The 25,187-nt window shown below is 62.9% G+C and carries 28 protein-coding genes and 1 pseudogene; 10 read left to right on the top strand and 19 right to left on the bottom strand.

The genetic code is table 11. The annotated features are described in order from the left end of the window. Positions 1 to 243 precede the first annotated feature (243 nt). Both TSA66_RS27915 and TSA66_RS27910 read right to left on the bottom strand, forming a co-directional pair. The gene (locus TSA66_RS27915; protein ID WP_040042898.1) at positions 244 to 558 is read right to left on the bottom strand and encodes a cupin domain-containing protein; all 315 of its coding nucleotides are present in this window, start codon (positions 556 to 558) and stop codon (positions 244 to 246) included. A gap of 201 nt (positions 559 to 759) precedes the next feature. Beyond that, positions 760 to 948, bottom strand: a pseudogene (locus TSA66_RS27910) (DUF2917 domain-containing protein); the annotation flags it as partial. Positions 949 to 1,096: 148 nt separating this feature from the next. Here TSA66_RS27910 and gcvA point away from each other — a divergent pair. Then, on the top strand, positions 1,097 to 1,993 hold the full coding sequence (gene gcvA / locus TSA66_RS22655) for a transcriptional regulator GcvA (RefSeq protein WP_040041634.1): 897 nt from the start codon (positions 1,097 to 1,099) through the stop codon (positions 1,991 to 1,993). Position 1,994: 1 nt separating this feature from the next. Here gcvA and TSA66_RS22650 read toward each other — a convergent pair whose 3' ends face one another. From TSA66_RS22650 to TSA66_RS22605, 10 genes are all read right to left on the bottom strand, one after another. Further along, on the bottom strand, positions 1,995 to 2,264 hold the full coding sequence (locus TSA66_RS22650) for a DUF493 family protein (protein ID WP_040041633.1): 270 nt from the start codon (positions 2,262 to 2,264) through the stop codon (positions 1,995 to 1,997). Between the two features lie 105 nt (positions 2,265 to 2,369). Beyond that, positions 2,370 to 3,227, bottom strand: coding sequence for a D-amino acid aminotransferase (locus TSA66_RS22645; RefSeq protein ID WP_040041632.1), 858 nt, complete (start codon positions 3,225 to 3,227; stop codon positions 2,370 to 2,372). 151 nt (positions 3,228 to 3,378) lie between these two features. Continuing rightward, positions 3,379 to 4,524, bottom strand: a complete 1,146-nt coding sequence (locus TSA66_RS22640) for a D-alanyl-D-alanine carboxypeptidase family protein (protein ID WP_040041631.1) — start codon at positions 4,522 to 4,524, stop codon at positions 3,379 to 3,381. 142 nt (positions 4,525 to 4,666) lie between these two features. Continuing rightward, on the bottom strand, positions 4,667 to 5,290 hold the full coding sequence (locus TSA66_RS22635) for an alpha/beta hydrolase (RefSeq protein ID WP_040041630.1): 624 nt from the start codon (positions 5,288 to 5,290) through the stop codon (positions 4,667 to 4,669). A gap of 2 nt (positions 5,291 to 5,292) precedes the next feature. After that, entirely contained in the window at positions 5,293 to 5,610 is a 318-nt protein-coding gene (locus TSA66_RS22630) for a (2Fe-2S) ferredoxin domain-containing protein (protein ID WP_040041629.1), read from the bottom strand. A 40-nt stretch (positions 5,611 to 5,650) separates the two neighbouring features. Then, the gene (locus TSA66_RS22625; RefSeq protein ID WP_040041628.1) at positions 5,651 to 6,805 is read right to left on the bottom strand and encodes a VanZ family protein; all 1,155 of its coding nucleotides are present in this window, start codon (positions 6,803 to 6,805) and stop codon (positions 5,651 to 5,653) included. A 55-nt stretch (positions 6,806 to 6,860) separates the two neighbouring features. Further along, positions 6,861 to 7,472 carry an ABC-type transport auxiliary lipoprotein family protein gene (locus tag TSA66_RS22620; protein WP_040041627.1) on the bottom strand — a complete coding sequence of 204 codons (612 nt, stop codon included), beginning with the start codon at positions 7,470 to 7,472 and terminating at the stop codon, positions 6,861 to 6,863. Between the two features lie 11 nt (positions 7,473 to 7,483). Then, entirely contained in the window at positions 7,484 to 8,419 is a 936-nt protein-coding gene (locus tag TSA66_RS22615) for an MlaD family protein (protein ID WP_040041626.1), read from the bottom strand. Further along, positions 8,409 to 9,206, bottom strand: a complete 798-nt coding sequence (locus tag TSA66_RS22610) for an ABC transporter ATP-binding protein (RefSeq protein ID WP_040041625.1) — start codon at positions 9,204 to 9,206, stop codon at positions 8,409 to 8,411. The genes TSA66_RS22615 and TSA66_RS22610 overlap by 11 nt, the downstream gene beginning before the upstream one ends. Beyond that, complete coding sequence (locus tag TSA66_RS22605) at positions 9,206 to 10,327, bottom strand: MlaE family ABC transporter permease (RefSeq protein ID WP_040041624.1); 1,122 nt, start codon at positions 10,325 to 10,327, stop codon at positions 9,206 to 9,208. The genes TSA66_RS22610 and TSA66_RS22605 overlap by 1 nt, the downstream gene beginning before the upstream one ends. Positions 10,328 to 10,431: 104 nt before the next feature. On the opposite strand from TSA66_RS22605, the gene TSA66_RS22600 reads away from it, so the two are divergent. The 3 genes from TSA66_RS22600 to TSA66_RS22590 are packed head-to-tail and all read left to right on the top strand — an operon-like array spanning position 10,432 to position 12,850. Then, entirely contained in the window at positions 10,432 to 11,217 is a 786-nt protein-coding gene (locus TSA66_RS22600) for a biotin--[acetyl-CoA-carboxylase] ligase (protein ID WP_040042897.1), read from the top strand. A 5-nt stretch (positions 11,218 to 11,222) separates the two neighbouring features. Next, positions 11,223 to 12,014 (top strand): type III pantothenate kinase, encoded by a 792-nt coding sequence (locus TSA66_RS22595; protein ID WP_040041623.1) that lies wholly within the window; start codon positions 11,223 to 11,225, stop codon positions 12,012 to 12,014. Next, on the top strand, positions 12,008 to 12,850 hold the full coding sequence (locus tag TSA66_RS22590; protein ID WP_040041622.1) for an SPOR domain-containing protein: 843 nt from the start codon (positions 12,008 to 12,010) through the stop codon (positions 12,848 to 12,850). Before TSA66_RS22595 ends, TSA66_RS22590 begins: the two co-directional genes overlap by 7 nt. Before the next feature lie 55 nt (positions 12,851 to 12,905). On the opposite strand, the gene TSA66_RS22585 is transcribed toward TSA66_RS22590, so the two are convergent. Both TSA66_RS22585 and TSA66_RS22580 read right to left on the bottom strand, forming a co-directional pair. Beyond that, entirely contained in the window at positions 12,906 to 13,118 is a 213-nt protein-coding gene (locus tag TSA66_RS22585; protein ID WP_040041621.1) for a zf-HC2 domain-containing protein, read from the bottom strand. A gap of 12 nt (positions 13,119 to 13,130) precedes the next feature. Further along, positions 13,131 to 13,712: a sigma-70 family RNA polymerase sigma factor gene (locus TSA66_RS22580; RefSeq protein ID WP_040041620.1), complete on the bottom strand. Its 582-nt coding sequence runs from the start codon at positions 13,710 to 13,712 to the stop codon at positions 13,131 to 13,133. Positions 13,713 to 13,834: 122 nt separating this feature from the next. Here TSA66_RS22580 and argB point away from each other — a divergent pair, with 122 nt between their 5' ends. After that, positions 13,835 to 14,746 (top strand): acetylglutamate kinase, encoded by a 912-nt coding sequence (argB, locus tag TSA66_RS22575; protein ID WP_040042896.1) that lies wholly within the window; start codon positions 13,835 to 13,837, stop codon positions 14,744 to 14,746. 48 nt (positions 14,747 to 14,794) lie between these two features. Here argB and TSA66_RS22570 read toward each other — a convergent pair whose 3' ends face one another. Next, positions 14,795 to 15,718, bottom strand: coding sequence for a TraB/GumN family protein (locus TSA66_RS22570; protein WP_040041619.1), 924 nt, complete (start codon positions 15,716 to 15,718; stop codon positions 14,795 to 14,797). Positions 15,719 to 15,762: 44 nt separating this feature from the next. Here TSA66_RS22570 and TSA66_RS22565 point away from each other — a divergent pair, with 44 nt between their 5' ends. From TSA66_RS22565 to pabB, 4 genes are all read left to right on the top strand, one after another. Then, the gene (locus TSA66_RS22565) at positions 15,763 to 16,488 is read left to right on the top strand and encodes a pyrimidine 5'-nucleotidase (protein WP_040041618.1); all 726 of its coding nucleotides are present in this window, start codon (positions 15,763 to 15,765) and stop codon (positions 16,486 to 16,488) included. Positions 16,489 to 16,506: 18 nt separating this feature from the next. Further along, on the top strand, positions 16,507 to 17,082 hold the full coding sequence (gene slmA / locus TSA66_RS22560; RefSeq protein ID WP_040041617.1) for a nucleoid occlusion factor SlmA: 576 nt from the start codon (positions 16,507 to 16,509) through the stop codon (positions 17,080 to 17,082). A 124-nt stretch (positions 17,083 to 17,206) separates the two neighbouring features. Next, positions 17,207 to 18,103 (top strand): DMT family transporter, encoded by an 897-nt coding sequence (locus tag TSA66_RS22555; RefSeq protein ID WP_040042895.1) that lies wholly within the window; start codon positions 17,207 to 17,209, stop codon positions 18,101 to 18,103. An 80-nt stretch (positions 18,104 to 18,183) separates the two neighbouring features. After that, positions 18,184 to 20,028: an aminodeoxychorismate synthase component I gene (pabB, locus tag TSA66_RS22550; RefSeq protein WP_040041616.1), complete on the top strand. Its 1,845-nt coding sequence runs from the start codon at positions 18,184 to 18,186 to the stop codon at positions 20,026 to 20,028. A 4-nt stretch (positions 20,029 to 20,032) separates the two neighbouring features. On the opposite strand, the gene TSA66_RS22545 is transcribed toward pabB, so the two are convergent. Further along, positions 20,033 to 20,929 carry a DMT family transporter gene (locus TSA66_RS22545; protein WP_040041615.1) on the bottom strand — a complete coding sequence of 299 codons (897 nt, stop codon included), beginning with the start codon at positions 20,927 to 20,929 and terminating at the stop codon, positions 20,033 to 20,035. A 224-nt stretch (positions 20,930 to 21,153) separates the two neighbouring features. Between TSA66_RS22545 and TSA66_RS22540 the strand changes: the two genes are divergently transcribed. Further along, the gene (locus TSA66_RS22540; RefSeq protein ID WP_040041614.1) at positions 21,154 to 21,537 is read left to right on the top strand and encodes a hypothetical protein; all 384 of its coding nucleotides are present in this window, start codon (positions 21,154 to 21,156) and stop codon (positions 21,535 to 21,537) included. On the opposite strand, the gene TSA66_RS22535 is transcribed toward TSA66_RS22540, so the two are convergent. The 3 genes from TSA66_RS22535 to TSA66_RS22525 form a co-directional block, all read right to left on the bottom strand. Further along, positions 21,521 to 22,279 carry a HesA/MoeB/ThiF family protein gene (locus TSA66_RS22535; protein ID WP_040041613.1) on the bottom strand — a complete coding sequence of 253 codons (759 nt, stop codon included), beginning with the start codon at positions 22,277 to 22,279 and terminating at the stop codon, positions 21,521 to 21,523. The two genes, TSA66_RS22540 and TSA66_RS22535, sit on opposite strands and share 17 nt — an antisense overlap. A gap of 99 nt (positions 22,280 to 22,378) precedes the next feature. After that, positions 22,379 to 23,860 carry a S41 family peptidase gene (locus TSA66_RS22530; RefSeq protein WP_040041612.1) on the bottom strand — a complete coding sequence of 494 codons (1,482 nt, stop codon included), beginning with the start codon at positions 23,858 to 23,860 and terminating at the stop codon, positions 22,379 to 22,381. A gap of 3 nt (positions 23,861 to 23,863) precedes the next feature. Continuing rightward, positions 23,864 to 25,183 (bottom strand): murein hydrolase activator EnvC family protein, encoded by a 1,320-nt coding sequence (locus TSA66_RS22525; RefSeq protein WP_232429591.1) that lies wholly within the window; start codon positions 25,181 to 25,183, stop codon positions 23,864 to 23,866. Between the last annotated feature and the right edge of the window lie 4 nt (positions 25,184 to 25,187).

Genomic DNA, 25,187 nt, shown 5'->3' with positions numbered 1-25,187 from the left:
TGCGAGTACGTTATACATAGCGCAAGCACTGTGCCAGGCGTCTTGTGCAGCGGCGCTTGGGGCGTAAAGCATGGACTGGCGCGCCTTCCGGGCGCACGCGTATGGGCGGGGCGAGGGGGCAAAGACGTTGTCATGCGCGCGGGCGGCGGCGAGCATGTTCTATTTTTGAACAGTTCGCAAAAGCACTGTTCAAATTCGTGTCAGGTGGCGGACGGTTCCGATTTTTAAGGTGCAGCAGAAACGCTAGACGCTGCCTTCCTTTTCGACCACAAGGATGCGCGCCGGCCCGCGCGGATGGGCGACATGCTCGCAGCCGGTGCCGGCGAAAAATACGTCACCGGCCTGCAGCACCGCAATTTTCTCCAGCCCTGCCTCGCGGAAGTGCATATCGACCGTGCCGTCCAGAACGGCGAATACTTCCTCGCCGTCGTTGACATGCCATTGATATGGCGTATCCGTCCAGTGCAGGCGGGTGGTAATGCCATTCATGCGGGCGATGTCGAGCGCGCCCCAGGGGCGCTCGGCGGTAAAGTCGCGGCTGCGGATAATTTTTTGCATGGATCTACAAGAGTCTATTTGACGCATGGGTGGCGTCAGGTTCAGCAGCTGCCCTTGCACGTGCCGTGCCGCTTGAACGACGCGGCCACGGTGCGGCGCGATGTCCAGCGCGCCGCCAGCCTGCCGGCCAGCATTTTCACTATGTCCAGCCAGCGCGGACGACACGATCTCGATGCGGCTTTCGTCCCGTCCCGCCTCGATCACGGTCAGTCTTCGGGGAAGCGTGGTGAATGTGTCGCCCGCCGACAGCCAGTAATCGTGGGAAATGCCTTCGACGGTAATCCAGAGGCGGCCTTGCCGCACGCGCAGTGTCTGCACACGGCTAGCAATCCCGGAAACAACCTGGCCGGGCAATACCGTCAGCGCTGGTTTTGTGAAAAGGCTTCTCATGACCGTCGTCTCCTGAAATGAATGGGCAGATGCTGCAGAGCGCTCGCAAATGCTAGCCAGCCCCGTTCTGTGAAATCATTCTAGTGCTTGCCCTGGCGTTATCTAAACGATATATTTTTGATTCTCTTGTTAATTTGGCTCACATAGAATGGCTGATCTGCGACGCCTGCCCAATCTGGCTGCATTGCGCGCATTCGAGGCGGCGGCGCGCCACGAAAATTTTTCGCGTGCGGCCGAGGAAATCCACGTCACCCATGGCGCGATTAGCCACCAGGTGCGTGCGCTGGAAGAGGAGCTGGGCGTGGCGCTGTTTGCGCGGCACGGCAAGCGCATCGCGATCACGCCGGAAGGCGAGCGCTTCGCCGCGACGCTGCGCCGTGCGCTCGGCGATATCGCGGCTGCAGCCGAGGCTCTCAGGGCGGATGGCAAGCAGCAGCGGCTGACCATCACCGCGCTGCCGTCGTTCGCCGGGCGCTGGCTGTCGCCGCGCCTGGGCCGATTCATCGAGCAGCATCCCGAGTTGGAAGTGATGCTCCAGTCGAGCAACCATCTCACCGACTTCGTGCGCGAATCGGTCGACGTCGGCATTCGTTTCGGAAAAGGCCATTATGCGGGGCTGGCCAGCGAAAAGCTGATGGACGATTACTACTATCCGGTGGCCAGTCCGCGCTTTAACGACGGCAAGCTGCCGAAATCGCCTGCCACGCTGGCGCGCGGCATGCTGCTGCGCTGCGAGGGCGAGCCTTGGACGCCCTGGTTCCATGCCGCAGGGCTGGATTTGCCGGAGCCTACCGGAGGGCTGGTGTTCCAGGATTCGTCGATGCTGGTGCGCGCGGCGGCCGAGGGGCATGGCATTGCGCTGGCGCGCCATGCGATCGCGATGACGGAACTGGCCTCCGGCGAACTGGTGCGGCTGTTTGATACCGCGATCCAGTGCCCGCATTCCTACTATGTGGTCTGCCCGCCGGACGCGCTGCAAAAGCCGCAGGTGCGGGCGTTTCGCCAGTGGCTGTTCGACGAGGCGGCGAAACTCGGTCCGCCCTGAATTACAGTACGACTTTCACCATCGGGTGCGAGGTCAGCTCGCGGTACAGGTTGTCGAGCTGCTCGCGGCTGATGGCGCGCACGGTGACGGTCAGCGACAGGTAGGTGCCCTTGGACGACGGGCGCATTTCCATTTTGCCGGCGTGGAAGGTCGGGTCGTGCCGCGTCACGACTTCCACCATCGTCTGCGCAAAGGCGTCCTGCATGATGCCCATGATCTTGATCGGGAAGTCGCTCGGATATTCGATGAGGGTGTCGGGTGTCTGAGTCATGATGTGCTCGCTGCGGCGGCTCGGATGTAAGCGGGAACGGCCGTTCGAAAGAGGTGCTCGACGCGGACGGCGCGGCGGCGCCAGCCGGTCAGAAAGACGTCTATTTTACGCCCTCTTGGCATCCTGGTATGCCGCATGGAGCCGCCGGAATACCGGGCCGGGCTTGCCATTGCCAACAGGCTGGCCGTCCAGCGCGACCACCGGCAGGACTTCCCTGCCGGCCGATGACAGCAATACCTCGTCTGCGGCGAAGACGTCGTTGCGGGCAATTCGGCGCGCTTCGAAAGGGATGTTGCATGCGGCACATAATTCTGCGATCAATCCATAGCGAATGCCCTCCAGGATCAGCGCATTCGTCGGCGGGCCCATCAGTTTTCCATCCTTGACGACCCACACATTGGAGGACGCGCCCTCGGTCAGGAAGCCGTCGCGGAACTGAATCGCTTCGGTCGCGCCTTGCTCGGCGGCCTGCTGCGCGGCTAGCACATTGCCGAGCAGCGAGATCGATTTGATGTCGCAGCGCAGCCAGCGTTGGTCTTCCACCGTGATGCAGGCGACGCCGTTGTCGCACACCTCGGCCGCCGGCGGTGTGAACGCATTGGTCATGATGAAGACGGTCGGTTCCGCATCCTTCGGGAAGGCATGGGCGCGCCGCGCCACGCCGCGCGTCACTTGCATGTAGACCAGCTGGTCGCTGACCGCATAATCGGCCGTGTAGGCGCTCGTCACGCGCGCGATCAACGCCATCCATTCCTGTTCGCTGTGCGGGTTTGCAATGCTGACGGCCGCCAGGCTGCGGAACAGGCGCGCCATATGCTGCCTGGCGCGAAACAGCTTGCCTGCGTACATCGGAATCACTTCATAGACCCCGTCGCCGAAAATGAAGCCGCGGTCGAGCACCGGGATCTTCGCTTCGGACAAGGGAGCGAATACGCCGTTGAGGTAGACGAGGGGATCTTGCATGTCGATTCCTGAACAAGGAAAGTGGCGGTTCCAGAATGCCGAACGCGGCGGGCACGGCAGGAAGAAGCGTTACTGATCGTTCTTCGCCATGTCCGCCGCGTTCGTTGGAACCGGACGGGGCAGGGCGGGCAGTCGTGCCCGCGCCGGCCGATTACTTCATCATCATGCGCACCGAGTCCCAGGCGCGGCCGAAGATGCTGGCCTGGTTCACCTGTTCGAGCGCGACGACAGGCAGTTCGCTTTGCTGCTTGCCGTCGACGACGACCTTCAGCGTGCCGACCTTGCTGTTCTGGTTGATCGGCGCAATCAGCGGGTCCTTGCGTTCCAGCACCGGCTTCATCTTGTCCGCAACACCCTTCGGCACGGTCACATAGACGTCATGCGTAAAGCCGATTTTCACGTTGTTTTGCGAACCTTTCCAGACGCGCGGCGTGTCGACCGCCTGGCCCTTCGCATACAGCTTGACGGTGTCGAAGTTCTGGAATCCCCAGTTCAACAGCTTCTGGCTTTCCTGCGTACGCACCTGGTCGGACGGCGTGCCGATCACCACGGAGATCAGGCGGCGGTCGCTGTTGCCGTTCGGGCGGTGCGCAGTCGAGATCAGGCAATAGCCGGCGCTGGAGGTGTGGCCGGTTTTCAGGCCGTCGACCGTCGGGTCCAGCCACAGCAGGCGATTGCGGTTCTGCTGCTTGATGTTGTTATAGGTGTATTCCTTGATCGAGTAGATCTTGTAGTCTTCCGGATGATCGTAGACCACGTGCGTGGCCAGCGTCGCCAGGTCGCGCGCGGTCGAATAATTGCCGGGATCGGGCAAGCCGTGCGCATTGACGAAGTGGGTCGACTTCATGCCCATGCGCTCGGCTTCGCGGTTCATCAGGGCGGCAAACGCATCTTCGGTGCCGGCCACCGCTTCGGCCAGCGCCACCGCCGAGTCGTTGCCGGACTGGATGATCAGGCCATACAGCAAGTCGTTGACCTTCACCGGCGTGGCCGGATCGATAAACATTTTCGAGCTGCTCTTGTCGACTTTCCATGCGCGCACCGAGACGTTCACCATCTGGTTGGCATCGAGGCGCTTTTCCTTGATGGCGGCCGATGCGAGGTAGGCCGTCATCAGCTTGGCCAGCGAGGCGGGCTCGATGCGCATGTCCGGCTCGTGCGAGGCCAGCACCTGGCCGCTGGTGGCGTCGAGCAGCAGCCATGACTTGGCGTCGATGGTGGGCGCCGGAACGGATTGCGCAAAGGCGCAGGACAACGAGAGAACGGAGGCGGCAAAGGCCACAAATATTTTTTTCATGGATATAACAAATGAATTCCGCTCGGAGTCCGGCGGATGACACGAAGAAACAAGCTCGAAAGAAATTATAGCGCCGCTGCTTGCGCCGGTTGAAAAACCAGCCGTTGATTGCAGCCAATTGCAACGGTTTTTGAACCAGCGGTCAGCGGTGCCACATTTCGACCACGAAATTCTTTATATGTTGCAACTTGCGGTGAAAAAAATGATCGGCACCCGGAATCACGATGACCGGCAAGTCTTGCGGACGCGCCCAGTCGAGCACATCTGACAACGGAATCGTCTCGTCCTGCTCGCCGTGGATCAGGATGGTGTTGGCGGGAACTTCCGGGATGGTCCACTTGCCGGCGGCCGTGCCGACCAACACCAGGCGTTCGGCCGGGGTGCCCTGCGCCGTGAGGCGTTGTTGCAATTGTGCTTGCACCACCGTGCCAAAAGAGAAACCGGACAGCGCTACCGGCAAGCCGGGATATTGCTGCCGCATATGCGCAAGCAGCAGTGCCATGTCGTCGGTTTCGCCGCGGCCGGCGTCGTGTTCGCCCTCGGATTTGCCGACACCGCGGAAATTCATGCGCACGGCGGCATAGCCGAGCGCAACGAAAGCACGCGCCAGCGTCTGCGCCACCTTGTTGTCCATGGTGCCGCCGTACAGCGGATGCGGATGTGCGACCAGCGCGATGCCGCGCGGCGCGCCATGCGGCAGGTCGAGCGCGCACTCGAGCGCGCCTGCCGCACCGGTGAGGGTGAAGCGTTGGGTATGGGCGTTCATTATCAGATTTTCAAGCGCTCGACGACCTTGCCGCCGACCAGGTGTTCGTCGATGATTTCGTCGATGTCATGCGTGTCGACGTAGGTGTACCAGGTGCCTTCCGGATAAACCACCAGCACCGGGCCTTCTTCGCAGCGGTCCAGGCAGCCGGCCTTGTTGATGCGAACCTTGCCCTGGCCGTTCAGGTGCAACTCCTTGATGCGCTTTTTCGCGTGCTCCTGGGCTGCGTGCGCGCCCTTGTCGGCGCAGCAGGGACGCCCTTCTTCGCGCTGGTTGAGGCAGAAAAAGACGTGGTGCTGATAGTACGGCTTGTCGCTCATGATCGGTGGTATTACTCAAAGGCGACATGATACACCCGCGTTATTTTTGCTTCAGGCGATGTGCCGGATGCAAAAGAAACCACAGTGCGAAAAATTGCCAGAACAGCGAGAGGAAATGCGCGGCGCCGTTGAAGTTCAGGAATTTCCCTTGTATCCACGCCTGCAGCGTCGCAACGAAATAAGGATTGGTCGGTACCAGGTTGACCGCGATGAAGCTGGCCAGCAGGCTGACCACGGCCAGGCGGCGCTGCATGGTAGGCGGGGCGAAGATGAGGCCGGACGCCATCATCGCCCCGACCAGCAAGCCGCCCTTGGCGCCGGGCGTGAGCCAGGCAAAGGCGTTTTCCGGCGCAAAGAACAGACCGCTGGCCAAGGCCTTGGCTGCCAGCGTCGCCGCCAGCAACAGCAGCAGCAATACCGTGCGCGGCGCCTGCTTGCGCAGCAGGCAGGAAGCGGTCAGCAGCGCACCGGCCAGGCCACAGGCGGTAATGATGGTTTCGGAGAGCCAGTACTCCTGCACGCTGAATTCCATGTCACGGCGCAGCAGCGTGACCAGGTCGACCGGTGTTTCCAGCAGGTGTGAAAGCCATTCGGACAGGAGCGGCATGAATTGCCCGTGCCCGAACAGATAGCTTTGCGGATAAATCTGCGCCAGCGGCCACAGCCCGATCACGATCAGGCCGCGCCCCGCATCGTCCACGAACCAGCGCTGGCGCAGCCGCAGCAGGCGGCTCTGTTCAAGGAAGATGCCGCTCAGGCGCGCGCCGGCGATGGCGCCGATGCAGGTGCCGGAAATATTGGTGATGAAATCCAGGTTCGACGACACCCGGTTGGGCAGGTAGGTTTGCACCCCTTCCATCGTTCCCGACAGGAGCGCGCCGCACGCCATGGCCAGCAGGGCTGCCGCAAGGCCGCGCAGGTGCGGATGTAATGCAAATACGACCAGCATGCCGAACGGCAGGTAGCCGATGATATTCGTGATGACATCGAACCCCGTCCAGTAATGCGGCAGCGGCTGCAGCAGGAAGGCCCAGAACGGCAGGCCGATGTCGCGCCAGTTATAGAACGGGTACAGGCTGGCATATACGATAAGGAAACTGTACATCACCAGGCCGACGCGCGCGAAGGTCGATACGTGCGGCGCGGTTTCCGGTTCTGCACCAGTCGTTGGCGGACTTTCCTTGTTCAGAGGCATGGTTCGATTATCGTAGATTCATGCTGCGCCTGCAGAGCGCCCCATGGCGCACCCTCTATTTCTGCGGCAGCGCGGCCAGCCATTGCATCAGCTCGGCAATCGCCGCATCGCTCGCCGCCGCCAGGGCCCGGGCGCCGCCGCCGGCATCGGCCTGCGACGCTGGCACCTGGCTGCTGAAGGAACGCTGCGCCACCAGGACTCGCCCCTTGAACAGCGAAGCTCGCAATGCCACGCGGCCGACGCTATGCCCCGGCGCATCGAAGACTTGCATGAAATCGTCCGCTTCGATGCGCAGCAACGGCATGTTGGCCGCCCCGTCGGACGCCGGCAAGACCACGCCGCCGGCTTGCGCGATGCGCATTTTTACGCGCTGCGTGAGCATCTGCGTCGGCGGCGTCAACCACCGGCTTTGCGCATACGTGCGCGGCTGCTGGTCATTCTGGTAATCCAGCCGGTAAAACATCAGCGGCCGGTCGAGCCAGCCCGGCGCCGCCACATCCGCCATGCTTATTGCCGGCAAGCTCGTCGGCAGGGCTGTTGCTACGGCCATCGGCCGCGCCGGACCAAGGTCATAGAGCGTCGCCGATTCCGGCCGCTGAATCGCGCAGCCGGCAAGCAACACGCATGCCGCACCCAGCGCAGGAATCATCTGGATTGTTTTTTTCATCTGTTGTTCCCTTATCTGGACAATGCGCCAAAACCGGGCTCGCCGGGGCCGGGCGCAACGCGCGGCATGCCGAACAACACGCTTTGCGGGCGTTCGTTCAGGTTGTCGAGCGTGCGGTTGAGCGCGCGCAGCGATGAACGCATGTCGCTGGCCAGCGGCAGCGTTTCGTACTCGAGCTTGCTTGCCATGCTGCCCATCTGTTCGGCCGCATTGCCCAGTTGCGCCAGCGCGCCGTCGGACGCCTGCAGGTTGCGCGACATCTTGTCGAGGCTGACGGTGAGTGTGCTGGTATTTTGTGCGAGGGTGTCTACGGAGCGCAGGGTTTGCTGCGCCTGCGCCGTCAGGGCCGGCAGTTTTTCCAGGGTCGGCTGCAGTTGCCGCGGAATGGCTTCCATCGCAGAGGCCGCCTTGCCCGCCTTGTCGAAGGCATTCAGGATGGCTTGCTGGTTGGCGGGGGCGAGCATATCGTTGAGGCGACGCGTCACTTCGTGCGCCTGCTGCAGGATAGCCAGCCCGCGCGTTTGCAACTGGTCGAACAGGCTGGGCCGCATGTCGATGCGCGCCATGTGTTCCTTGCTGCTTTGCAGCCTGGCGGGATTGCTGCCGTCGTCATCGAGCTGGACGTAGGCGATGCCGGTGACGCCCTGGTAGCCGAGCGAGGCAAAGGTCGAGTGCGTCACCGGCGTATCCGGCCGCACGTTGATGCGCACCAGGATCTGCCCCGGTACTTGCGGATCGAACGAGATGTCTTCCACCTTGCCGACGTCCAGCCCGCGATAACGCACGTTGGCCTGCGGGTTGAGGCCGGGAATCGACTGCTTGGTCGCGATCTGGTACGGCACCCATTGCACGCGGTCGCGGTTGAGCCACATGCCGATCAGGACTGCGGCGGCCAGCAGGGCCAGCGTGAAAATGCCGGCAACGACGGCATGCGACTTATTTTCCATGATCCATGTCCATTTTCTTGTTGCGTAAGACGTCCAGCGCGCGCCGGCCGCGTTCCCCAAGGAAGAATTCCTTGACGAACGGATGCGGCATTGCGATCACTTCTTCCGGCGTGCCGTTGGCGATCACATGCTTTTCCGCCAGCACGGCCACGCGCGTCGACAGCTCGAACAGCGTGTCGAGGTCGTGCGTGACCATTACCACCGTCAAATGCAGTTCGCGGTGCAGCGCGCGAATCAGGTTGACGAAACTGTCCGACAGGTCCGGGTCCAGCCCAGCGGTCGGCTCGTCCAGGAACAGCAGCTCGGGTTCCAGCGCCAGGGCGCGTGCCAGCGCCACGCGCTTGACCATGCCGCCGGACAGGTCGGCCGGCATTTTCAGCGCATCGCGCGGGCTGATGCCGACCATGTCGAGCTTGAGCAGGACCGCGTCACGGATCAAGTCTTCCGGCAACGCGCGCAATTCGCGCATCGGCTGGGCGACATTGTCGAACGCGGTGAGGGCGGAAAACAGCGCGCCGTGCTGGAACAGCATGCCCCAGCGGTTGCGCAGCGCCTGCAGGTGCGCGGCCGAGGCGCGGTGGATGTCTTCGCCGAATACCTGTACCGTGCCGTGCGCCGGCTGCTCCAGCCCCAGCATCTGCCGCAGCAGCGTGGTCTTGCCGGAGCCGGAGCCGCCCACCAGCGACAGGATTTCGCCTTTGCGCACTTCGAGATTCAGATCCTGGTGGACCACGAACTGCCCGAAGCGGGTCGATAGGTTCCGGATCTGGATGATGGGTGGCGGCATCAGCGGAACCCCACGCCCTTGAACAGGATCGCGAACACTGCATCGGCCAGGATCACTGCGGTAATGGCGGTGACGACCGACAGCGTGGTGCCTTGGCCCAGGCTTTCGGTATTGGGCTTGACGCGCAGCCCGAAGTGGCAGGCCACCAGTGCGATCAGCATGCCGAACACGATGCCTTTGCCAAGGCCGATCCAGTAGTTCAACAGGGGCACCACGGACGGCAGGCGCTGCAGAAAGTAGCTCGGCGACAGGCCGAGCTCCACCTTGGCGGCGGTCATGCCGCCGGCCAGTGCAATCGCATCGGTCCAGATCACCAACAGCGGCATCGAGATCGCCAGCGCCAGCACGCGCGGCAGGATCAGGCGATAACCGTGCGGCATGCCCATCACCAGCATCGCATCGAGTTCCTCGGTCACGCGCATGACGCCCAGCTGGGCCGTGATGGACGAGCCGGAGCGGCCGGCGACCAGGATGGCGGCCAGCATCGGCCCCAGTTCGCGGATGATGCTCATGCCCAGGATGTTGACCAGGTAGACGTCCGCGCCGAAGGTATGCAGCTGCTGCGCCGACAGGAAGGACAGCACCACGCCGATCAGGAACGCCACCAGCGCGGTAATGCCGAGCGCGCGGTAGCCGATATGGAACACGTTGGCGGAAATTTCCTTCCATGGCCCGCGCAAGGGATGCAGCAGGAAGCTGCCCATGTCGATGGTCAGCTGGCCGATCAGGCCGACGAAATAATAGGCGTGGCCGGCCAGATTGTGTAGCCAGCGGTGGAGGCGCGCGCCCAAATGCCCGCGATCGGCTGGGGGAAGCTGAAGCGGCGCGCTGCGCTCGATGCGGTTGAAAATGTCCGCGTGCTCGTCAGCCAGCACGAGTTGCTGCGGGCGCGCCTTGCCCCACGCATTCCAGAGCAGCTGGGCACCGATATGGTCAAGCGAGGCGATCTGCGACAAATCCCAGGCAATTAACCGGCCCTGCGGCAATTTGCGCAGCGTTGCCTGAATGCTTTTCATGACGCCGGATTGCGCCAGCGCGTTGACTTGCCAACTGCCGACGGCGCGTACCGCCAGATGCGTGCCTGGTTCAATGGATAGGGCGGGCGGTTGTTGATTTGGCATGCTGCGAGTTTAAGGGAGAATTATCCTGTCGTCATCCTTTGCCGGAGGTAATGCAGCCTGCTCAAGAAAATGACGACCCACAGTCATCCCGTTACAATCACGCCATGAAACTTTCCCCCGAACGCATTTCCAGTTTCTGCCACCCGGCCGCCCGGCAGGTGGCAGTGAAGGTGGTGGACGAAACCGGCTCCACCAATGCCGACCTGCTTGCCGCGTTGCCGACTCTGGCAACGCCCGCCTTGCTGGTCGCGCGCACCCAGACGGCCGGGCGCGGGCGCGCCGGACGCAGCTGGCTGTCGACACCCGGCAAGTCGCTGACCTTTTCGCTGGCATGGAAATTCGACGCACCGTTGCAGGCGCTGGTCGGGTTGCCGCTGGCCGTCGGTGTGGCGCTTGCGGAAACGCTCGACATGTTCAACGTGAATGTCCGGCTGAAGTGGCCGAACGACGTGCTGTACGAAGGGAAAAAGCTGGCCGGCATCCTCATCGAAAGCGCCGCCGCAGCGCGGCCCGATCAAAGCTGGGCGGTGATCGGCATCGGGATCAACATGGCGCTCAACGAGGAGTTGATCGCGCGCATCGATCGTCCGGTTGCCAACATTCCCTGGCTGGCGGACCTGGATCAGGACATGCTGATGGCGACCCTGTTGAACCGCTTGGCCGAAGCGATGGAACAATTCGGGCAGGAAGGCCTGGCCGCCTTCGTGACGCGCTGGAACAATTTGCACGCGTATGCCGGCAAGTCGGTCACCATCATCGATCACGGCAAAACCTTGCATGAAGGAATTGCTGTCGGCGTCGACGCCATTGGACGCTTCTTGCTGGATGGCGCGGCGGGACGTATCGCCATCATGGCTGGCGACGTATCACTGAGGCCGTCGGAAAGGTAAATGGAATGCTGCTACTGATAGACGCCGGCAATACCCGCGTGAAATGGGCCTTGGTCCCGAGCGGCGCGCGCGAGCCGGGAGAACTGGGGCGCTGGGCGGCTAGCGGCATGGTCGAACATGCCCAGCTGCTGCAGCTGGCCGATGCATGGCGCGGGCAGGATATCGTGCGGGTACTGATTTCGAACGTGGCCGGACAAGCCATGCGCGACGCGCTGGAACAGGTGCTGCTGCGCGCGCTCGGCATGCAGCCGGTGCCGCTGGAATGGTTTTGTTCTGCAGCGACCTTGGGCGGCGTGCGCAACAATTACCGCAATCCGACCCAGCTCGGCTGCGATCGTTTCGCGTCGGCCATCGGCGCGCATGCCTTGTTTCCGGATCAGGCGTTGATCGTCGCCACCTGCGGCACGGCGACCACGATTGACGCCATTGCGGCGGATGGCGTTTTCATCGGCGGCATGATCCTGCCCGGGCTCGGCCTGATGGCTAGTTCGCTGGCCAAGAATACCGCGCAACTGCCCCAGGTGGCGCAAGATCTCGATATTGGCGACCCGTTTGCGGACAACACCGATGCGGCCATCGTCAGCGGCTGCATCGCCGCGCAAGCCGGTGCCATCGAGCGGGCGCTGGCCGCACATGCGCAGCGCAGCGGCGGCGCGGTGCAATGCATTCTTTCCGGCGGCGCCGCCGCCCTGATCGCGCCGCATTTGCCGGCACCCCACCAGAAGGTCGACAATCTTGTGCTGATCGGCTTGCATCATGTCGCAATCAGCACTGCCCGACACAACACATCATGCTGAAATTCTTTTTCTGGCTATTGGTGCTTGCCAATGCCGCCTTGTTTTCCTACCAGCGCGGGTATCTCGACTGGTGGCTGCCGAGCGGCCGCGAGCCGGCGCGCCTGGGCAATCAGCTCAATCCCGAAAAGATCAAGCTCGTTTCGGCACCCAGTTCCGCCCCCAGTTCCGCGTCTAGTCCTGCATCGTCTGCTCCGGCAGCACCCGCTGCCGCGCCATCGTCGGTAACGGCTGCGGCGGCAGAACCGGTGGCGCCCGCCCCGGTCGCCGCCCCCGTGAAAGAACATGGCGCTCCGGCTGCCCCTGCGCCGGCTGCGAACGCCGCAACGGCCACCCCCGCCACCCCCGCACCGCCTCCGCCGGAGAAGAAAAAGCCAGCGATGATCGCGTGCACCGAAATCGGCAACTTCAATACCGAGGATGCCAAGCGCGTCGCCGCCCAACTGTCGGCACTTTCCGTCGGCAGCCGCATCGAGCAGCGCCCGGTGCGGGAAGTGACCAGCCATATCGTTTATATTCCTCCGCAGGCCGACAGGGAGTCCGCCGAGAAGAAGGCGGAGGAGCTGCGCGGCCTGGGCGTCGACGACTTCTTCATCATCCAGGACAATTCCAGCTTGCGTTGGGGTATTTCGCTCGGCGTGTTCAAGACGGAGGATGCGGCGCGCACGCATCTTGCCAATTTGAACCAGAAGGGCGTGCGCTCGGCCCGCATCGGGGAGCGCAGCGCCAATCTGGTCGCGCTGCAGGTGCGGGACATGGAAGCGGACAAGAAGGCTGTCCTGGAAAGAATCAAGGCGCGCTTTCCCAAGCAGGAAATCCGGCGCTGCGAACCGGCCTGACGCATCCCGGGGATGCTTTATTCGGCCGGGCCGGCCAAGTGTTGTTGATGAATTGCTATTGTCCGCCGCCCCGCCGGTCGTCGCCGGACGGGGGCAGCAGCTGGCGCATGGCGTGCCGCAGCAGTTGCATCTGGTCGGTGAAAGTGCGGCAGGCGTGGCACATCAGCAGGTGGACCTGCATGCGCGTGCGTTCGACCATCGACAATTCGCGGTCCAGGCCTTCAGAGGTAAGGCGGTGCACTTCCTTGCAAGTGATCTTGAGCGCCATTGAACGGTTTTCCTAGTGGTCTTGGCGGGCCCGGTTGCCGAACCATTTCAGGTCCAGGCATTCGCGCAGTTGAACGCGGGCGCGATACAGCATGACCCACGCATTAGACGTGGAAATGCCCAATTCCTTACAGATTTCATCGGTATCGAGTTCCAGCCACTCCCGCATCATGAAAATGCGGGCATTCTTGGGAGGCAGCTTTTCCAGGCAAAGTTCCAGGACACGGAAGAAGTCCTTCTGTTCCAGCGTCGCATCCGGGTCGCCCCAGCGGTGCGGCGTGTTGACTGTATGTCCATCCGGCTTGAACAGTGCATCGATCACGTCGGCGTCGGACTGCCCATCCTCGGCTTCGATGCGAACTTCGCGCCGCGTGCTGCGCAGCGCGTCGATGATCTTGTGCTTGAGGATGCCGGTGACGTAGGTGCGCAGCGAGGACTGGCCGGCGAAGCGCTCCGGCTTTTCCAATACCGCCATCAGCGCATCCTGCACCACATCCTCCGCCAGACTGTCATTACGCAGCTGCAGGACGGCAAAGCGCACCAGCGCCGGGCGCAGGGATTCGAGTTCGCGATGGAGGTCCGAAGAGATTGTCATTTGCGCAAAAGACTAGACTAACAATCGTCGAAATACAAGAAATGCCGTGGCACACAAACGCGCTTCGGATGCGCTTTCCCTGTAAAATCGCGTCCAACGAAATGTTGACGATAGGCCCTACCATGACCGACTTAACCGATCCCGCCGCCGATCTGAGTGCGGTTGCTCCACAGATCAAGGCACAAATCCTGGCCGAGGCACTGCCTTATATCCGCAAGTTCCACGGCAAGACGATTGTCGTCAAATACGGCGGCAATGCCATGACGGAGGAGCGCCTGAAGCACAGCTTTGCGCGCGACGTCATCCTGCTCAAGCTGGTCGGCATGAACCCGGTCGTGGTGCACGGCGGCGGCCCGCAGATCGATAATGCATTGAAGCGCCTCGGCAAGCAGGGCACCTTCGTGCAGGGCATGCGCATCACCGACGAAGAAACCATGGAAGTGGTGGAGTGGGTGCTGGGCGGCGAAGTGCAGCAGGATATCGTGATGCTCATTAACCACTACGGTGGCCAGGCGGTCGGCTTGACCGGCAAGGACGGCGGCCTGATCCGTGCACGCAAGATGAAAATGCCGGACAAGGAAAATCCGGGTCAGTTCTTGGACATCGGCTTCGTCGGCGAGATCGAGGCGATCAACCCGGCCGTGGTCAAGGCGCTGCAGGACGATGCCTTCATCCCGATCATTTCGCCGATCGGTTTCGGCGAGGATGGCCAGGCGTACAACATCAATGCCGACCTAGTGGCCGGCAAGATCGCGGAAATCCTGCGCGCCGAAAAACTGATCATGATGACCAATATCGCCGGCGTGCAGGACAAGCAGGGCAATCTGCTGACCGACCTGTCGGCGCGCGAGATCGACGAGATGTTCGCCGACGGCACGATTTCCGGCGGTATGCTGCCGAAGATTTCGTCGGCGCTGGACGCGGCCAAATCGGGCGTCAATACCGTGCACATCATCGACGGCCGCATCGAGCATTCGCTGCTGCTGGAAGTGCTGACCGAACAGGCATTCGGCACCATGATCCGCTCGCACTGAACGCGACATTCCCGCGCGCCCCAAACTCTTTTTGCGGCGGGCGGGACTTCAATACAGCTTTTCCACTTCGTAGCCACTCCGGCGCAGCAGCGCCGGTACGCCGTTTTCCCCCAGCAGGTGCAGCAGGCCGATGGCGACAAAGGACGTCTCGTCGGTTTTCAGCAGCGCGCCGATCTTGTCGGCCATCTCCGGATTGCGCTTGTCGAGCAGGACGCGGTGCGTGAAGTCGGCCGACAGGGTTTTCTCCGCCAGCGAGGCGCGCAACAGCTGCTCCTGCGCGTCGCTGTCGGCGCTGGCCCAGGCATCGATGAGCGCGTGCGCCTTCCTCTGCAATTCGCCTTCTTCCCAATCGGCCAGATTCTCGCGCAGGTACTGCTCCTGATCGGCGTCGCTCATGCCGTCGAACAGGGACATTTGATATTCGGCCGACTCCAGCTCCTGCACTTCCTTGGTTCGCGCCTGCGCGAGCAAAAAGAACTCGATGCCGTGCTGGCGCTGATAACCCTGACGTTCCAGGTCCAGCCCCATCAACAGATTCGTCACTAGCCACGGTTTCAGCGTCGTCACCTGTTCGAACGGCATGCCCAGTTGTTGCAGCGTGCGCCGCAAATGCGCAAGACCGTCCGGCGACAGATGGCGCTCCAGCGAGTCGCCCTCGGCATACCGGCCGTGCTTTCGCAGTGCCGCCTGAAACGGCTCGCTTTGGCGCACGTCCAGTTCCAGCACCAGATTGGTTGCGTGCGACAGCGCCTGCGTGACTTGGTCGTCGAGCGGATAGAAGGCGGGCAGGCCGACATGGATGGTGCCGAACAGATAGGCGGTGTGGCCTTGATGCCGCACCCGGTACAGCGCGCCGCGGCGTGGAGCTGCCGTGACTTGTGCGGCGGCAGGGGCTGGATTATTCTCGCCATAGGCGAACGGAAGAAGAAATGCGGCGAATGCGCTTAGCAAAAAAATAATTCTGATGTTCATGCGCTCCCCATGGGTCTACTTTAGGCCCGCAACAACTCTAGCAGATGCCCAAGCCGATTTGGTTGTTCGACCTCGATAACACGCTGCATGACGCATCGCATGCGATTTTCCCGGCCATTAATGCGAACATGAACGCCTTCATCGCGAAGGTGCTCGGCGACGGCGACACCCCAGCCGATCCTGACACCGTCAATGCCGCGCGCCTGGCGTACTGGAAGCGTTACGGCGCGACCTTGCTGGGCATGGTCAGGCATCACCAGGTGAAGATGGAGGACTTCCTGCGCGAGGCGCACCGCTTCGATGACCTGACTTCCATGATCCGCGCCGAGCGCGGCCTCGGCCAGTTGCTCAGACGCCTCCCCGGGCGCAAGATCCTGCTGACCAATGCGCCGCGCCGCTATTCGCACGACGTGATGCGCCACCTCGGGCTGCACCGGCATTTCGCCAAGCACATTCCGATCGAGGCGATGCGCGTGCATCGGCAGCTGCGCCCGAAGCCGTCTCGGCACCTGCTGCGCAAGCTGGTGGCTAAAGAACGCGTCGCTCCTAGCCGTTGTGTATTGGTGGAGGATAGTGTCGACGCGCTCAAGGCCGCCAAGGCGATCGGCATGCGCACTGTCTGGATCACGCAGTACCTGGCAACCAGTCCCAACCTGCGTCAGCTGGCGGGCAACCGTCCGCTGCCGGCATTTACCAAGCGGCCCAATTACGTCGATGTCAAAGTACAATCGGTCACGGAACTGCCGACCCAATTGCATCGACTGCGTTAATCACATCACCTGAACATCATGGCAACCACAAAACCGGGCGAACGCAAGCTCCAGATTCTTCAGGCACTGGCAGCAATGCTGGAGCATCCCAAGGGAGAAAAAATCACCACCGCGGCGCTGGCCGCCAAACTCGAAGTATCGGAGGCGGCGCTGTACCGACACTTCGCCAGCAAGGCGCAGATGTTCGAAGGCCTGATCGAATTCATTGAATCCACCGTGTTTAGCTTGATCAACCAGATCAGCGAGCAGCAGGAAAACGGCCTGGCGCAGGTGCAGGCGATTGCCGGCATGCTGCTCAATTTCGCCGAACGCAATCCCGGCATGACCCGGGTGCTGATCGGCGACGCGCTGGTCAACGAGGACGAACGCCTGCAGCTGCGCATGAACCAGTTCATCGAGCGCGTCGAGCTGGCGCTGAAGCAGGCGCTGCGCATCGCCGTCACACAGGGCGCGGCGCAGGAAGGCGAAGTCGCCGCGCGCGCCAACATGATCGCCAGCCTGGTGCTGGGGCGCTGGCATCGCTTCGCCAAGAGCGGCTTCAGGCAAAACCCTTCGGAGAATGCGCAGGCGCAGATCGCGCTGCTGCTGGCTTGAGCCCGGGCCCATGTGGCGCTGGTGCGCCGCACGGGCTCGAATATCGCTGTTGCGCCGCGCGTAAAGCGTGGAAATCAAAACCTCAGTACACTCTGCGTCTTTGCAACTGCGCTTGACCGCCTGCATGGACACCTCTTCCCGTCAGCCCTTTCCCGTCTTCGCCTTCGCCGCACTTCTGCTGGGCGGCGTCGCGATCGGTTTCGCCGGCATTTTCATGCGCTTGTCGGACGTCAATCCCTTGGCGTCGGCGTTCTGGCGCATGGCGCTGGCCGCACCGGCCCTGTGGGCATGGGCTTGCGCCGTGCGCACTCAGGATGAAAAGGGCGGCAAGCGCACCGACTTCAGCATGGCGCTGGTCCTGGCCGGCATGTACTTCGCCGGCGACATGGGCGTGTGGCACCTGTCGCTGCATTACACCACCGTGGCGAACGCCACGCTGCTGTCGAACTTCGCGCCGATCTTCATCGCGCTATGGATGTGGTTCGCCCATCGCATGCGCTTTGCGCGCGTCTTCGTCGTCGGCATGGTGGTCGCGCTGGTCGGCGCGGTGATGCTCGTGGGACCGAATGCGGCGGCGGGCGGGCACGGCGGCAGCGATAAGCTGCTGGGTGACACGCTAGGGCTGGGCAGCGCCGTGTTCTATGCAGCCTACCAGCTGGTGATCAAGGAGGCGCGCAGCCAGTATTCCACCGCGCGCCTGATGGCCTGGAGCACGACCATTACCGGACTGGCGCTGCTGCCGTTTGCGCTGGTAGCGCCGGGCGGCTTCTGGCCTGCGCAGCACGCCGGCTGGCTGCCGCTGCTGGCGCTGGCGCTGGTGGCGCAGATCGGCGGCCAAACGGTGATCGCCTATGCGCTGGCGCACCTGCCGGCGTCGCTGTCGTCGGTCAGCCTGCTGATCCAGCCGCTGACCGCCGCCGTCGCTGCCTGGCTGATTTTCGGCGAAGCGATCGGGCCAATCCAGATGCTGGGGGCCGCGCTGCTGCTGTGGGGTATTTATCTTGCAAAGAAGGGTAGCTAAACCGGTGTCCGGCTTGGCATTACAATACGCGTTTCGGCGCGGCGTCTGAGCGCCGACGCATTCTCGCTGCCTGTACTGCCTTGAATCCTCCTTTCAATCCCGCCACCGATTGCGTTGCGCTGCTTGACGACTGCCGGGCCGGCGATGCCGATCCGCGCTCGCGCCTGTACACGGGCTATGCCGGTACGCTGGCCTGCGAGGATGCTGCCGGCCTGCCGGCCATGCTCGATGCGATGCAAGGCGCATTGCAACAGGGCTTGCATGCGGTGGGCGTGTTTTCCTACGAACTGGGCGCCGCACTGCATGCGATTGCACCGCGCGAAGAAGGCGGGCCATTGGCGCAGGTGCTGCTGTTCGAGCGCTGCGAGCGGCTGTCGTCGGCGCAGGTCGAGAATTGGCTGGCGCAGCGGCCGTGCGACGGCCGGCCCGCAGGCATTGCCGGCGTGTCGGCCAGCGTAGCAGAGCAGGAGTTCGCCGCTGCGATTGCGCGAATTCATGCCTACATCGAAGCCGGCGACACCTACCAGATCAACTATACGTATCGCCTGCGCTTCGATGCGTTCGGTGCGCCGCATGCGCTGTATCGGCGCCTGCGCCAGCGGCAGCCGGTGCCGTATGGCGCATTCATCATGCTGCCGGACGGGCGCGCCATCTTGTCGCTGTCGCCCGAATTGTTCATGCAGCATGCGCAAGGCACGCTGATGGCGCGCCCGATGAAGGGAACCGCAGCCGCCACGGGCGACGCGCGGCAGGACAGGGAACGCGCCGCGGCGCTCGCGGCCGATCCGAAAAACCGGGCGGAGAACCTGATGATCGTCGACCTGCTGCGCAACGATCTGGGGCGCGTGGCCGATGTCGGATCGGTGCGGGTGCCGCAGCTGTTCAACGTCGAACGCTTCAGCGGCGTGCTGCAAATGACGTCCACCATCGAAGCGCGCCTGCGCGACGACGTGACGCTGCACGACATATTCGGTGCGCTCTACCCGTGCGGCTCGATCACCGGCGCGCCCAAGCGGCGCACCATGCAAATCATCCGTGAACTGGAGCCCGATGCGCGTGGCGTCTATACCGGCGCCATCGGCTGGTTTGATGCGCCCGGCGCGCACGGTGCAAGTGGCGTTGGCGACTTCTGCCTGTCGGTGCCGATTCGCACACTCTGCCTGCAGGCGGACGTCATCGATGGCGTGCGCAAGGGAGAAATGGGCGTGGGCGCGGGCATCGTGCATGACAGCGTGGCGGCGGAGGAATTCGCCGAGTGCGCGCTGAAGGCGGCGTTCCTGACCGGCTTGCCGAATGAATTCGAGCTGCTGGAAACGATGTACGCCACGCGCGAAGGCGGCTGCCGCCATCTGGATTTGCATCTGAAGCGCCTGTCTGCGTCGGCGCAATATTTCGGATTTAAATGCGATGCATCGAGCCTGCGCGCTGTCTTGCGCCAGGTGTGCGATGCGCTGCCGCCGGACGCGCCGCATCGGCTGCGGCTTGCATTGCGGCGCGACGGCGGCTGCGACTTGCAGAGCGCGCCGCTTGCGCCTTTGCGCGAACCGGTGCGCGTGCTGCTCGCGACCGAGGCTGTCGCCGCGAACGATCTCTTCCTGCGCCACAAGACCACCGTGCGCGAACGCTACGATGTCTCCTGGCGCGCGGCGGAAGCGCAGGGCGCATTCGACATGCTGTTTCAGAATCGCGACGGCGAATTGACCGAAGGCGGGCGCAGCAATGTCTTCGTCAAGCTCGACGGCCGCTGGTACACGCCGCCACTTTCCGCCGGCTTGTTGCCCGGCGTGATGCGCGCGGCCATGCTGGCCGATCCGGCATGGAATGCGCGGGAACGGCGCCTCACGCCGGATGACCTGCGGCAGGCTGAAAAAATCGTGCTGTGCAATGCCTTGCGCGGCGCCTTGCGGGCGAGGCTGGTAGGCTGATCGCCTATTCCCCGGCAATCGCCTTGGCTGGCGCACTGTGCGCGGCCGGCAGCACAAGCGCCATCGCGAGCAGCACGACGGCGCCGCCAACCAGTGTCCCGGCACGCACCGCCTCATGCAGGAAGAATGCTCCCCACAGCATGCTGAACAAGGGGATCAGAAACGACACGCACATCGCCCTCGTCGGCCCCACCTTCACGATCAGCGGAATGAATAATGCCTGCGCCAGCCCGGACGACAACAGGGAAAGACCGGTAATGCATCCCAGCGCCAGCAGCGACGGCATGGCCTTCGGCAGTGCAAAGGGCGCCGTCGGCAGCATCATCAACCCGCCCAGCACGAGCGATCCGGTGGCCATGGCGATGGGATGGATGCCGCCGGGCATGCCGGTCTTTTTGACGATGATGCTCGATACCGCATAGCTTGCCGCCGCCAGCAGGCAGGCGGCAATCGAGATCAGTGTCGCCGGTGTCGCCGCCAGCGTGCCGGCGCCAACCAGTATCGCCACTCCCGCCACGCCCAGCAGCAGGCCGGCGATCTTGCGCGCCGTCAGGCGCTCGGCCAGCCACAGCGCCGAAAACACCGCGCCGAACAGCGGCGCTGTCGCATTCAACACGGCCGAATACGCCGCCGGCAGATGCAGCGCCGCGAATGAAAAGCAGGTGAACGGCAAGACGCCGGCAAACAGCCCGACTACGGCAAACGGTTTGAGATTCGCGCGCCAGTTCATCGTCACGCCGGTCGCGGTGGCAAACAGCATCAAGGCAACGCCGGCCAGGGATGTGCGCAGCATCGCGGTCAGCAGAGGTCCCACTTCCGGTACGGCAACCCGCAGGAAGATGAACGAGCCACCCCAAATGGCGGAAAGAAAGACCAGCTTCGCGAGATCGGCGGGGGACATGAAGGAAATGAAAGTTGCTGAAGGGCAATGAGCTTGCCGGGCGATTGTAGCACCGGGACATCGATAGCGCTGGAGCGCGACATGGTCGCGTTGCAGTGCCGGCTACCCGCAGGACAAGCGCGCTTGAGCAGGGATAAGGCTTTGGCGGACAACTGTAATGCGGTTGATACAAGCCAAAGGGGGCGTGGCGGGTTCGCAAATAATCATGCGAGGGGAGACTTCAAATGATAATGCCTTGTTTAACGCGCGCCATCCAGGCATCGGGTATCGCGTTTGTGATATGCGCGATTGCCAGTTGCGGCGGGCGCGCCGGCCCGGTCCGTGCGGGAACGGCTCAGTTTGCCGCATCGTCCTCCGGAACGGCGTCGGACAAGCAGGACGTGACGGTGCAGGAGGGCGATGATGCAGCTCTGCGCGACGCACAGACGAACCGCATGATGCAGTCGACCATGGTCGAGCAATACCACTTCAATGCATATAAGAAATTCAGCGCCATGCTCGATGCGGCGTCGGACCAGCATGGCCAGCGCTCGCGGCCGGAGCTAGAGGGAGCCGGCGACGCGGATAACGTTTGCGCGCGCGATAGCCTGATCAGGCAGGATGACTAGTTCCGCACACCGGGCAGCTCGCATTGCGCGCCACCCGGATGCTGGTCCATTCCATGTGGCGTGCGTCCAGCAGCAACAGGCGGCCGGCGAGCGTCTCGCCGATGCCGGCAACCACTTTCAGCGCTTCCGCCGCCTGCATCGTGCCGATGATGCCGACCAACGGCGCGAACACGCCCATGGTCGAGCACAAGACTTCCTCGAATTCCTGATCCGGCGGGAAAAGGCAGGCGTAGCAAGGTGTATCCGGGCGGCGCGAATCAAATACCGATATCTGGCCATCGAAGCGAATCGCCGCGCCCGACACCAGTGGCACGCCGCGTTCGACGCAGGCCTTGTTGACCGCGTGGCGCGTCGCAAAGTTGTCGCTGCAGTCGAGTACCACGCTCGCCTGACCGACCAGTTCAGCCAGACGTTCGCCTTCCGCGCGCTCGGCCAGCGCGGCGATCTCGATGTCGGGATTGATTCTCTCCAGAGTCTGCTTGCCCGACTGAGCCTTGGGCTGGCCGACGCGCTCGGTGGTGTGCAGGATCTGGCGCTGCAGGTTCGTGAGGTCCACGCTGTCGTTGTCGACCAGGGTAATCTTGCCGATGCCGGCCGAGGCGAGGTAGTACGCCGCCGGGGATCCGAGGCCGCCGGCGCCGATCACCAGCGCATGCGCCGCCAGCAGTTTTTCCTGACCCTCGATGCCGATTTCGTCGAGCAGGATATGACGCGAATAGCGCAGGAGCTGGTTGTCGTTCATGAGGGATTTCGTGTTGCGCACAAAGGGGTGCTAATGTAGCACTTTCCAGTACCAAAAAAGAAAAGGCCGCATTGCGGCCTTTTCTGTCATGGATAACGGTTATTTCTTCTCGCCGTGTCCGTTGCCATTCCCGTTCTTCTTGTCGTTGATGGTTTCTTCCTTCTTGCTCTCGATCTTGGCCGATTTCGAGAGCTGTACCGGCAAGCCCTTCAACTGATTGAGCGCCTGCGCCAGCTGGAAGTCTTCCTTGCCGCCGAATTCGAGCGGCTTGCGCTTTTTCTCGAGTGCCGCCAGGCGCTGTTCCTCTTCCAGTTCGTCGACCAGCTTGGCGTGCGCCGCGTCGTCCTTGGCCTTGTCCTTGTCGTTCATCAGGTGGTGCGTCAGGTCGGCTTCGCGCAGTCGCAGCCCGTTCAGGCCGTCCCCGTCGGCGGTTTCGTCAACCAGCAGGTCAGGCACGATGCCCTTGGCCTGGATCGAGCGGCCGTTCGGCGTGTAGTAGCGCGCCGTGGTCAGCTTGACGGCGGTGTCGGCCGTAAGCTGGCGGATGGTCTGCACCGAACCCTTGCCGAAGGTTTGCGTTCCCATGATGGTGGCGCGCTTGTAATCCTGCAGTGCGCCGGCCACGATTTCGGAAGCAGAGGCCGATCCGGTGTTGACCAGCACGACCATCGGCACCTTCTTTACCGCTTCCGGCAGCTTCGTCAGCGGATCGGACAGAGCGGCGCGCGACGAGGTGTAGAACTCGCGGCGCGCATAGAACGTCGCCTTCGAGTCCGGCAACTGGCCGTTGGTCGATACCACCGGCACGTCCTTCGGCAGGAAGGCGGCCGATACGCCGATCGCGCCGGGCAGTACACCGCCCGGGTCATTGCGCAGGTCGAGCACCAGACCCTTGAGGTTCGGTTCCTGCGCGTAGATCGCGTTGATCTTCTTCACCAGATCGTCCACGGTCGGCTCCTGGAACTGCGCGATGCGCACCCAGGCGTAGCCCGGTTCGACCACTTTCGACTTCACGCTCTGCACCCGGATTTCCTGGCGCACGATGGTGACGATGACCGGCCTGTCCTCGTCCTTGCGGGCGATGGTCAGCGTGATCTTGGTATTGGGTTCGCCGCGCATGCGCTTGACGGCCTCGTCGAGCGTCATGCCCTTGATCGGGGTGTTGTCCAGGCGCGTGATCAGGTCACCGGCTTTCAGGCCGGCCTTGAATGCGGGCGAGTCCTCGATCGGGGAGATCACCTTCACATAGCCGTCTTCCATCCCGACCTCGATGCCCAGGCCGACGAACTTGCCCTGCGTGCCTTCGCGCAGTTCCTTGAACGCCTTCTTGTCCAGATAGGCGGAGTGCGGGTCGAGCGAGGCGACCATGCCCGAGATGGCTTCGGTGAGCAGCTTCTTGTCTTCGACAGACTCGACGTAGTCGGACTTGATCAGGCCGAACACGTCGGCCAGCTGCCGCAGCTCTTCCAGCGGCAGGGGCGTCGTCGTCTTTTGCGCGCTGGCTTCGAATTGCATCGATCCCGCGATGCCCGCGATGACGCCCAGCCCGATAAGGCCAAAGTTCTTCAATTTACTGCTCATGTGTCACCTAGAAATCCATTCAAGAGGATCAAATGCGCGGCCCTGATGCCGCATTTCAAAGTATAAACCCGATTGTTCGTTGCCGCCGCTGTTGCCGGCACTGGCAATGATGTCGCCGGTTTTGACAAGATCGCCAGCATGTTTCAGGACCGCCTGGTTATTGCCATAAATGGTCAGGTACTCGCTTCCATGGTCAATAATGATCAGATTGCCAAAGCCGCGCAGCCAGTCCGCGAAGACCACCCTGCCACCGGCGACGGCCTTGACGTCCGCACCTTCTGCCGTGCGGATGAACAAGCCCTTCCAGCTGGGCCCGTCGCCGCGCTTGCTGCCATATTTCGCCAGCAGGTCACCCTTGACCGGCAATCGCAGCTGTCCGCGCAGTGCACCGAAGGCTCGCCCGAATACCCGATCTTGGACGCCGGCATCGGGCGTGAGTTCATTTCGTCCCAACAATTTCGGCGGCGGCTCGTCATCGTCTATTGCATCAGGATTGCGGGCCTTCGCCTTGACGGAGCTCATTTTGGACGCCGCGGCGGCACTGTTTCTTGCTGCGGCATGCGCCAGTTGTTCCTGGCGGCGCTTCTCCAGGAGCGCCGCCTCGGTCTTGCGTTGTTCTTCGATTAATTTGGACAGGCGGTCGACCAGCCCGCCCAGGCGCTGCTCGTCGCGTTCGATATGGCCGGCCTGCTTGCGCTGGGCGGCCAGCTTGTTCGATAGCTGGGACAGAAGCGCGGCGCGGCGCGCCTTTTCCTGCTCGAGCTGGGCTTTCTGCTCGCGCTGTTCCTGCGCGACTTCGTCCAGCTCGTCCTTCGCTTCCTGGGTTGCGCTCTTGTTGTTTTCGATCGCCGCCATGTTGGCGCGCAGCGTGGCGATCAGTTTGGCCTGCGCCTGGGACACATAGCCCATGTACTGCAGGTCGCGGTTGATCCGGTTCGGGTTGTCGCCCGACAGCAGTAGTTTGATGCGATCCTCGTTGCCTGCCACGTAGTGCTCGCGCAGCAGCGTGGCGAGCTGCTTCTTCTGCGCCTCGATCGATTTCGCCAGCCGTTCCTGCTCTTGCGACAACTGGGTAATCTTGGTTTCGATTCCGCTCTGCTCGTCGGCCAGGTCGCGCAGCGCACGATTGGCTTGCGAGATGGCGGCTTCCGAGTGCGCCAGCGCATCGGCGGCGTCGCTCTTGGCCGACTCGGTGCGCGTGATCTCGCGCTTGAGCGAGTCGAGCTTTTGCTGCAATTCGGCGCGCTCGGCTTCGGCGGCGCGCTTTTGCCGGGTACGGTCGGTGACTTTTCCGGCATGGGCGGGCAGGAAGCTGCCCGCCATGACT

Source organism: Noviherbaspirillum autotrophicum, assembly GCF_000818395.1.
In the GTDB taxonomy this organism is placed as follows: Bacteria; Pseudomonadota; Gammaproteobacteria; order Burkholderiales; family Burkholderiaceae_D; genus Noviherbaspirillum; species Noviherbaspirillum autotrophicum.
The sequence above is the reverse complement of the archived record's forward strand: the minus strand, read 5'-3'. Positions and strand labels throughout refer to the sequence as shown.

Bases quoted from the DNA above. Each gene is read 5' to 3' on its own strand.
- TSA66_RS27915 (WP_040042898.1), bottom strand. From the start codon at position 558: ATGCAAAAAATTATCCGCAGCCGCGACTTTACCGCCGAGCGCCCCTGG.
- gcvA (WP_040041634.1), top strand. From the start codon at position 1,097: ATGGCTGATCTGCGACGCCTGCCCAATCTGGCTGCATTGCGCGCATTC.
- TSA66_RS22650 (WP_040041633.1), bottom strand. From the start codon at position 2,264: ATGACTCAGACACCCGACACCCTCATCGAATATCCGAGCGACTTCCCG.
- TSA66_RS22645 (WP_040041632.1), bottom strand. From the start codon at position 3,227: ATGCAAGATCCCCTCGTCTACCTCAACGGCGTATTCGCTCCCTTGTCC.
- TSA66_RS22640 (WP_040041631.1), bottom strand. From the start codon at position 4,524: ATGAAAAAAATATTTGTGGCCTTTGCCGCCTCCGTTCTCTCGTTGTCC.
- TSA66_RS22635 (WP_040041630.1), bottom strand. From the start codon at position 5,290: ATGAACGCCCATACCCAACGCTTCACCCTCACCGGTGCGGCAGGCGCG.
- TSA66_RS22630 (WP_040041629.1), bottom strand. From the start codon at position 5,610: ATGAGCGACAAGCCGTACTATCAGCACCACGTCTTTTTCTGCCTCAAC.
- TSA66_RS22625 (WP_040041628.1), bottom strand. From the start codon at position 6,805: ATGCCTCTGAACAAGGAAAGTCCGCCAACGACTGGTGCAGAACCGGAA.
- TSA66_RS22620 (WP_040041627.1), bottom strand. From the start codon at position 7,472: ATGAAAAAAACAATCCAGATGATTCCTGCGCTGGGTGCGGCATGCGTG.
- TSA66_RS22615 (WP_040041626.1), bottom strand. From the start codon at position 8,419: ATGGAAAATAAGTCGCATGCCGTCGTTGCCGGCATTTTCACGCTGGCC.
- TSA66_RS22610 (WP_040041625.1), bottom strand. From the start codon at position 9,206: ATGCCGCCACCCATCATCCAGATCCGGAACCTATCGACCCGCTTCGGG.
- TSA66_RS22605 (WP_040041624.1), bottom strand. From the start codon at position 10,327: ATGCCAAATCAACAACCGCCCGCCCTATCCATTGAACCAGGCACGCAT.
- TSA66_RS22600 (WP_040042897.1), top strand. From the start codon at position 10,432: ATGAAACTTTCCCCCGAACGCATTTCCAGTTTCTGCCACCCGGCCGCC.
- TSA66_RS22595 (WP_040041623.1), top strand. From the start codon at position 11,223: ATGCTGCTACTGATAGACGCCGGCAATACCCGCGTGAAATGGGCCTTG.
- TSA66_RS22590 (WP_040041622.1), top strand. From the start codon at position 12,008: ATGCTGAAATTCTTTTTCTGGCTATTGGTGCTTGCCAATGCCGCCTTG.
- TSA66_RS22585 (WP_040041621.1), bottom strand. From the start codon at position 13,118: ATGGCGCTCAAGATCACTTGCAAGGAAGTGCACCGCCTTACCTCTGAA.
- TSA66_RS22580 (WP_040041620.1), bottom strand. From the start codon at position 13,712: ATGACAATCTCTTCGGACCTCCATCGCGAACTCGAATCCCTGCGCCCG.
- argB (WP_040042896.1), top strand. From the start codon at position 13,835: ATGACCGACTTAACCGATCCCGCCGCCGATCTGAGTGCGGTTGCTCCA.
- TSA66_RS22570 (WP_040041619.1), bottom strand. From the start codon at position 15,718: ATGAACATCAGAATTATTTTTTTGCTAAGCGCATTCGCCGCATTTCTT.
- TSA66_RS22565 (WP_040041618.1), top strand. From the start codon at position 15,763: ATGCCCAAGCCGATTTGGTTGTTCGACCTCGATAACACGCTGCATGAC.
- slmA (WP_040041617.1), top strand. From the start codon at position 16,507: ATGGCAACCACAAAACCGGGCGAACGCAAGCTCCAGATTCTTCAGGCA.
- TSA66_RS22555 (WP_040042895.1), top strand. From the start codon at position 17,207: ATGGACACCTCTTCCCGTCAGCCCTTTCCCGTCTTCGCCTTCGCCGCA.
- TSA66_RS22545 (WP_040041615.1), bottom strand. From the start codon at position 20,929: ATGTCCCCCGCCGATCTCGCGAAGCTGGTCTTTCTTTCCGCCATTTGG.
- TSA66_RS22540 (WP_040041614.1), top strand. From the start codon at position 21,154: ATGATAATGCCTTGTTTAACGCGCGCCATCCAGGCATCGGGTATCGCG.
- TSA66_RS22535 (WP_040041613.1), bottom strand. From the start codon at position 22,279: ATGAACGACAACCAGCTCCTGCGCTATTCGCGTCATATCCTGCTCGAC.
- TSA66_RS22530 (WP_040041612.1), bottom strand. From the start codon at position 23,860: ATGAGCAGTAAATTGAAGAACTTTGGCCTTATCGGGCTGGGCGTCATC.
- TSA66_RS22525 (WP_232429591.1), bottom strand. From the start codon at position 25,183: ATGGCGGGCAGCTTCCTGCCCGCCCATGCCGGAAAAGTCACCGACCGT.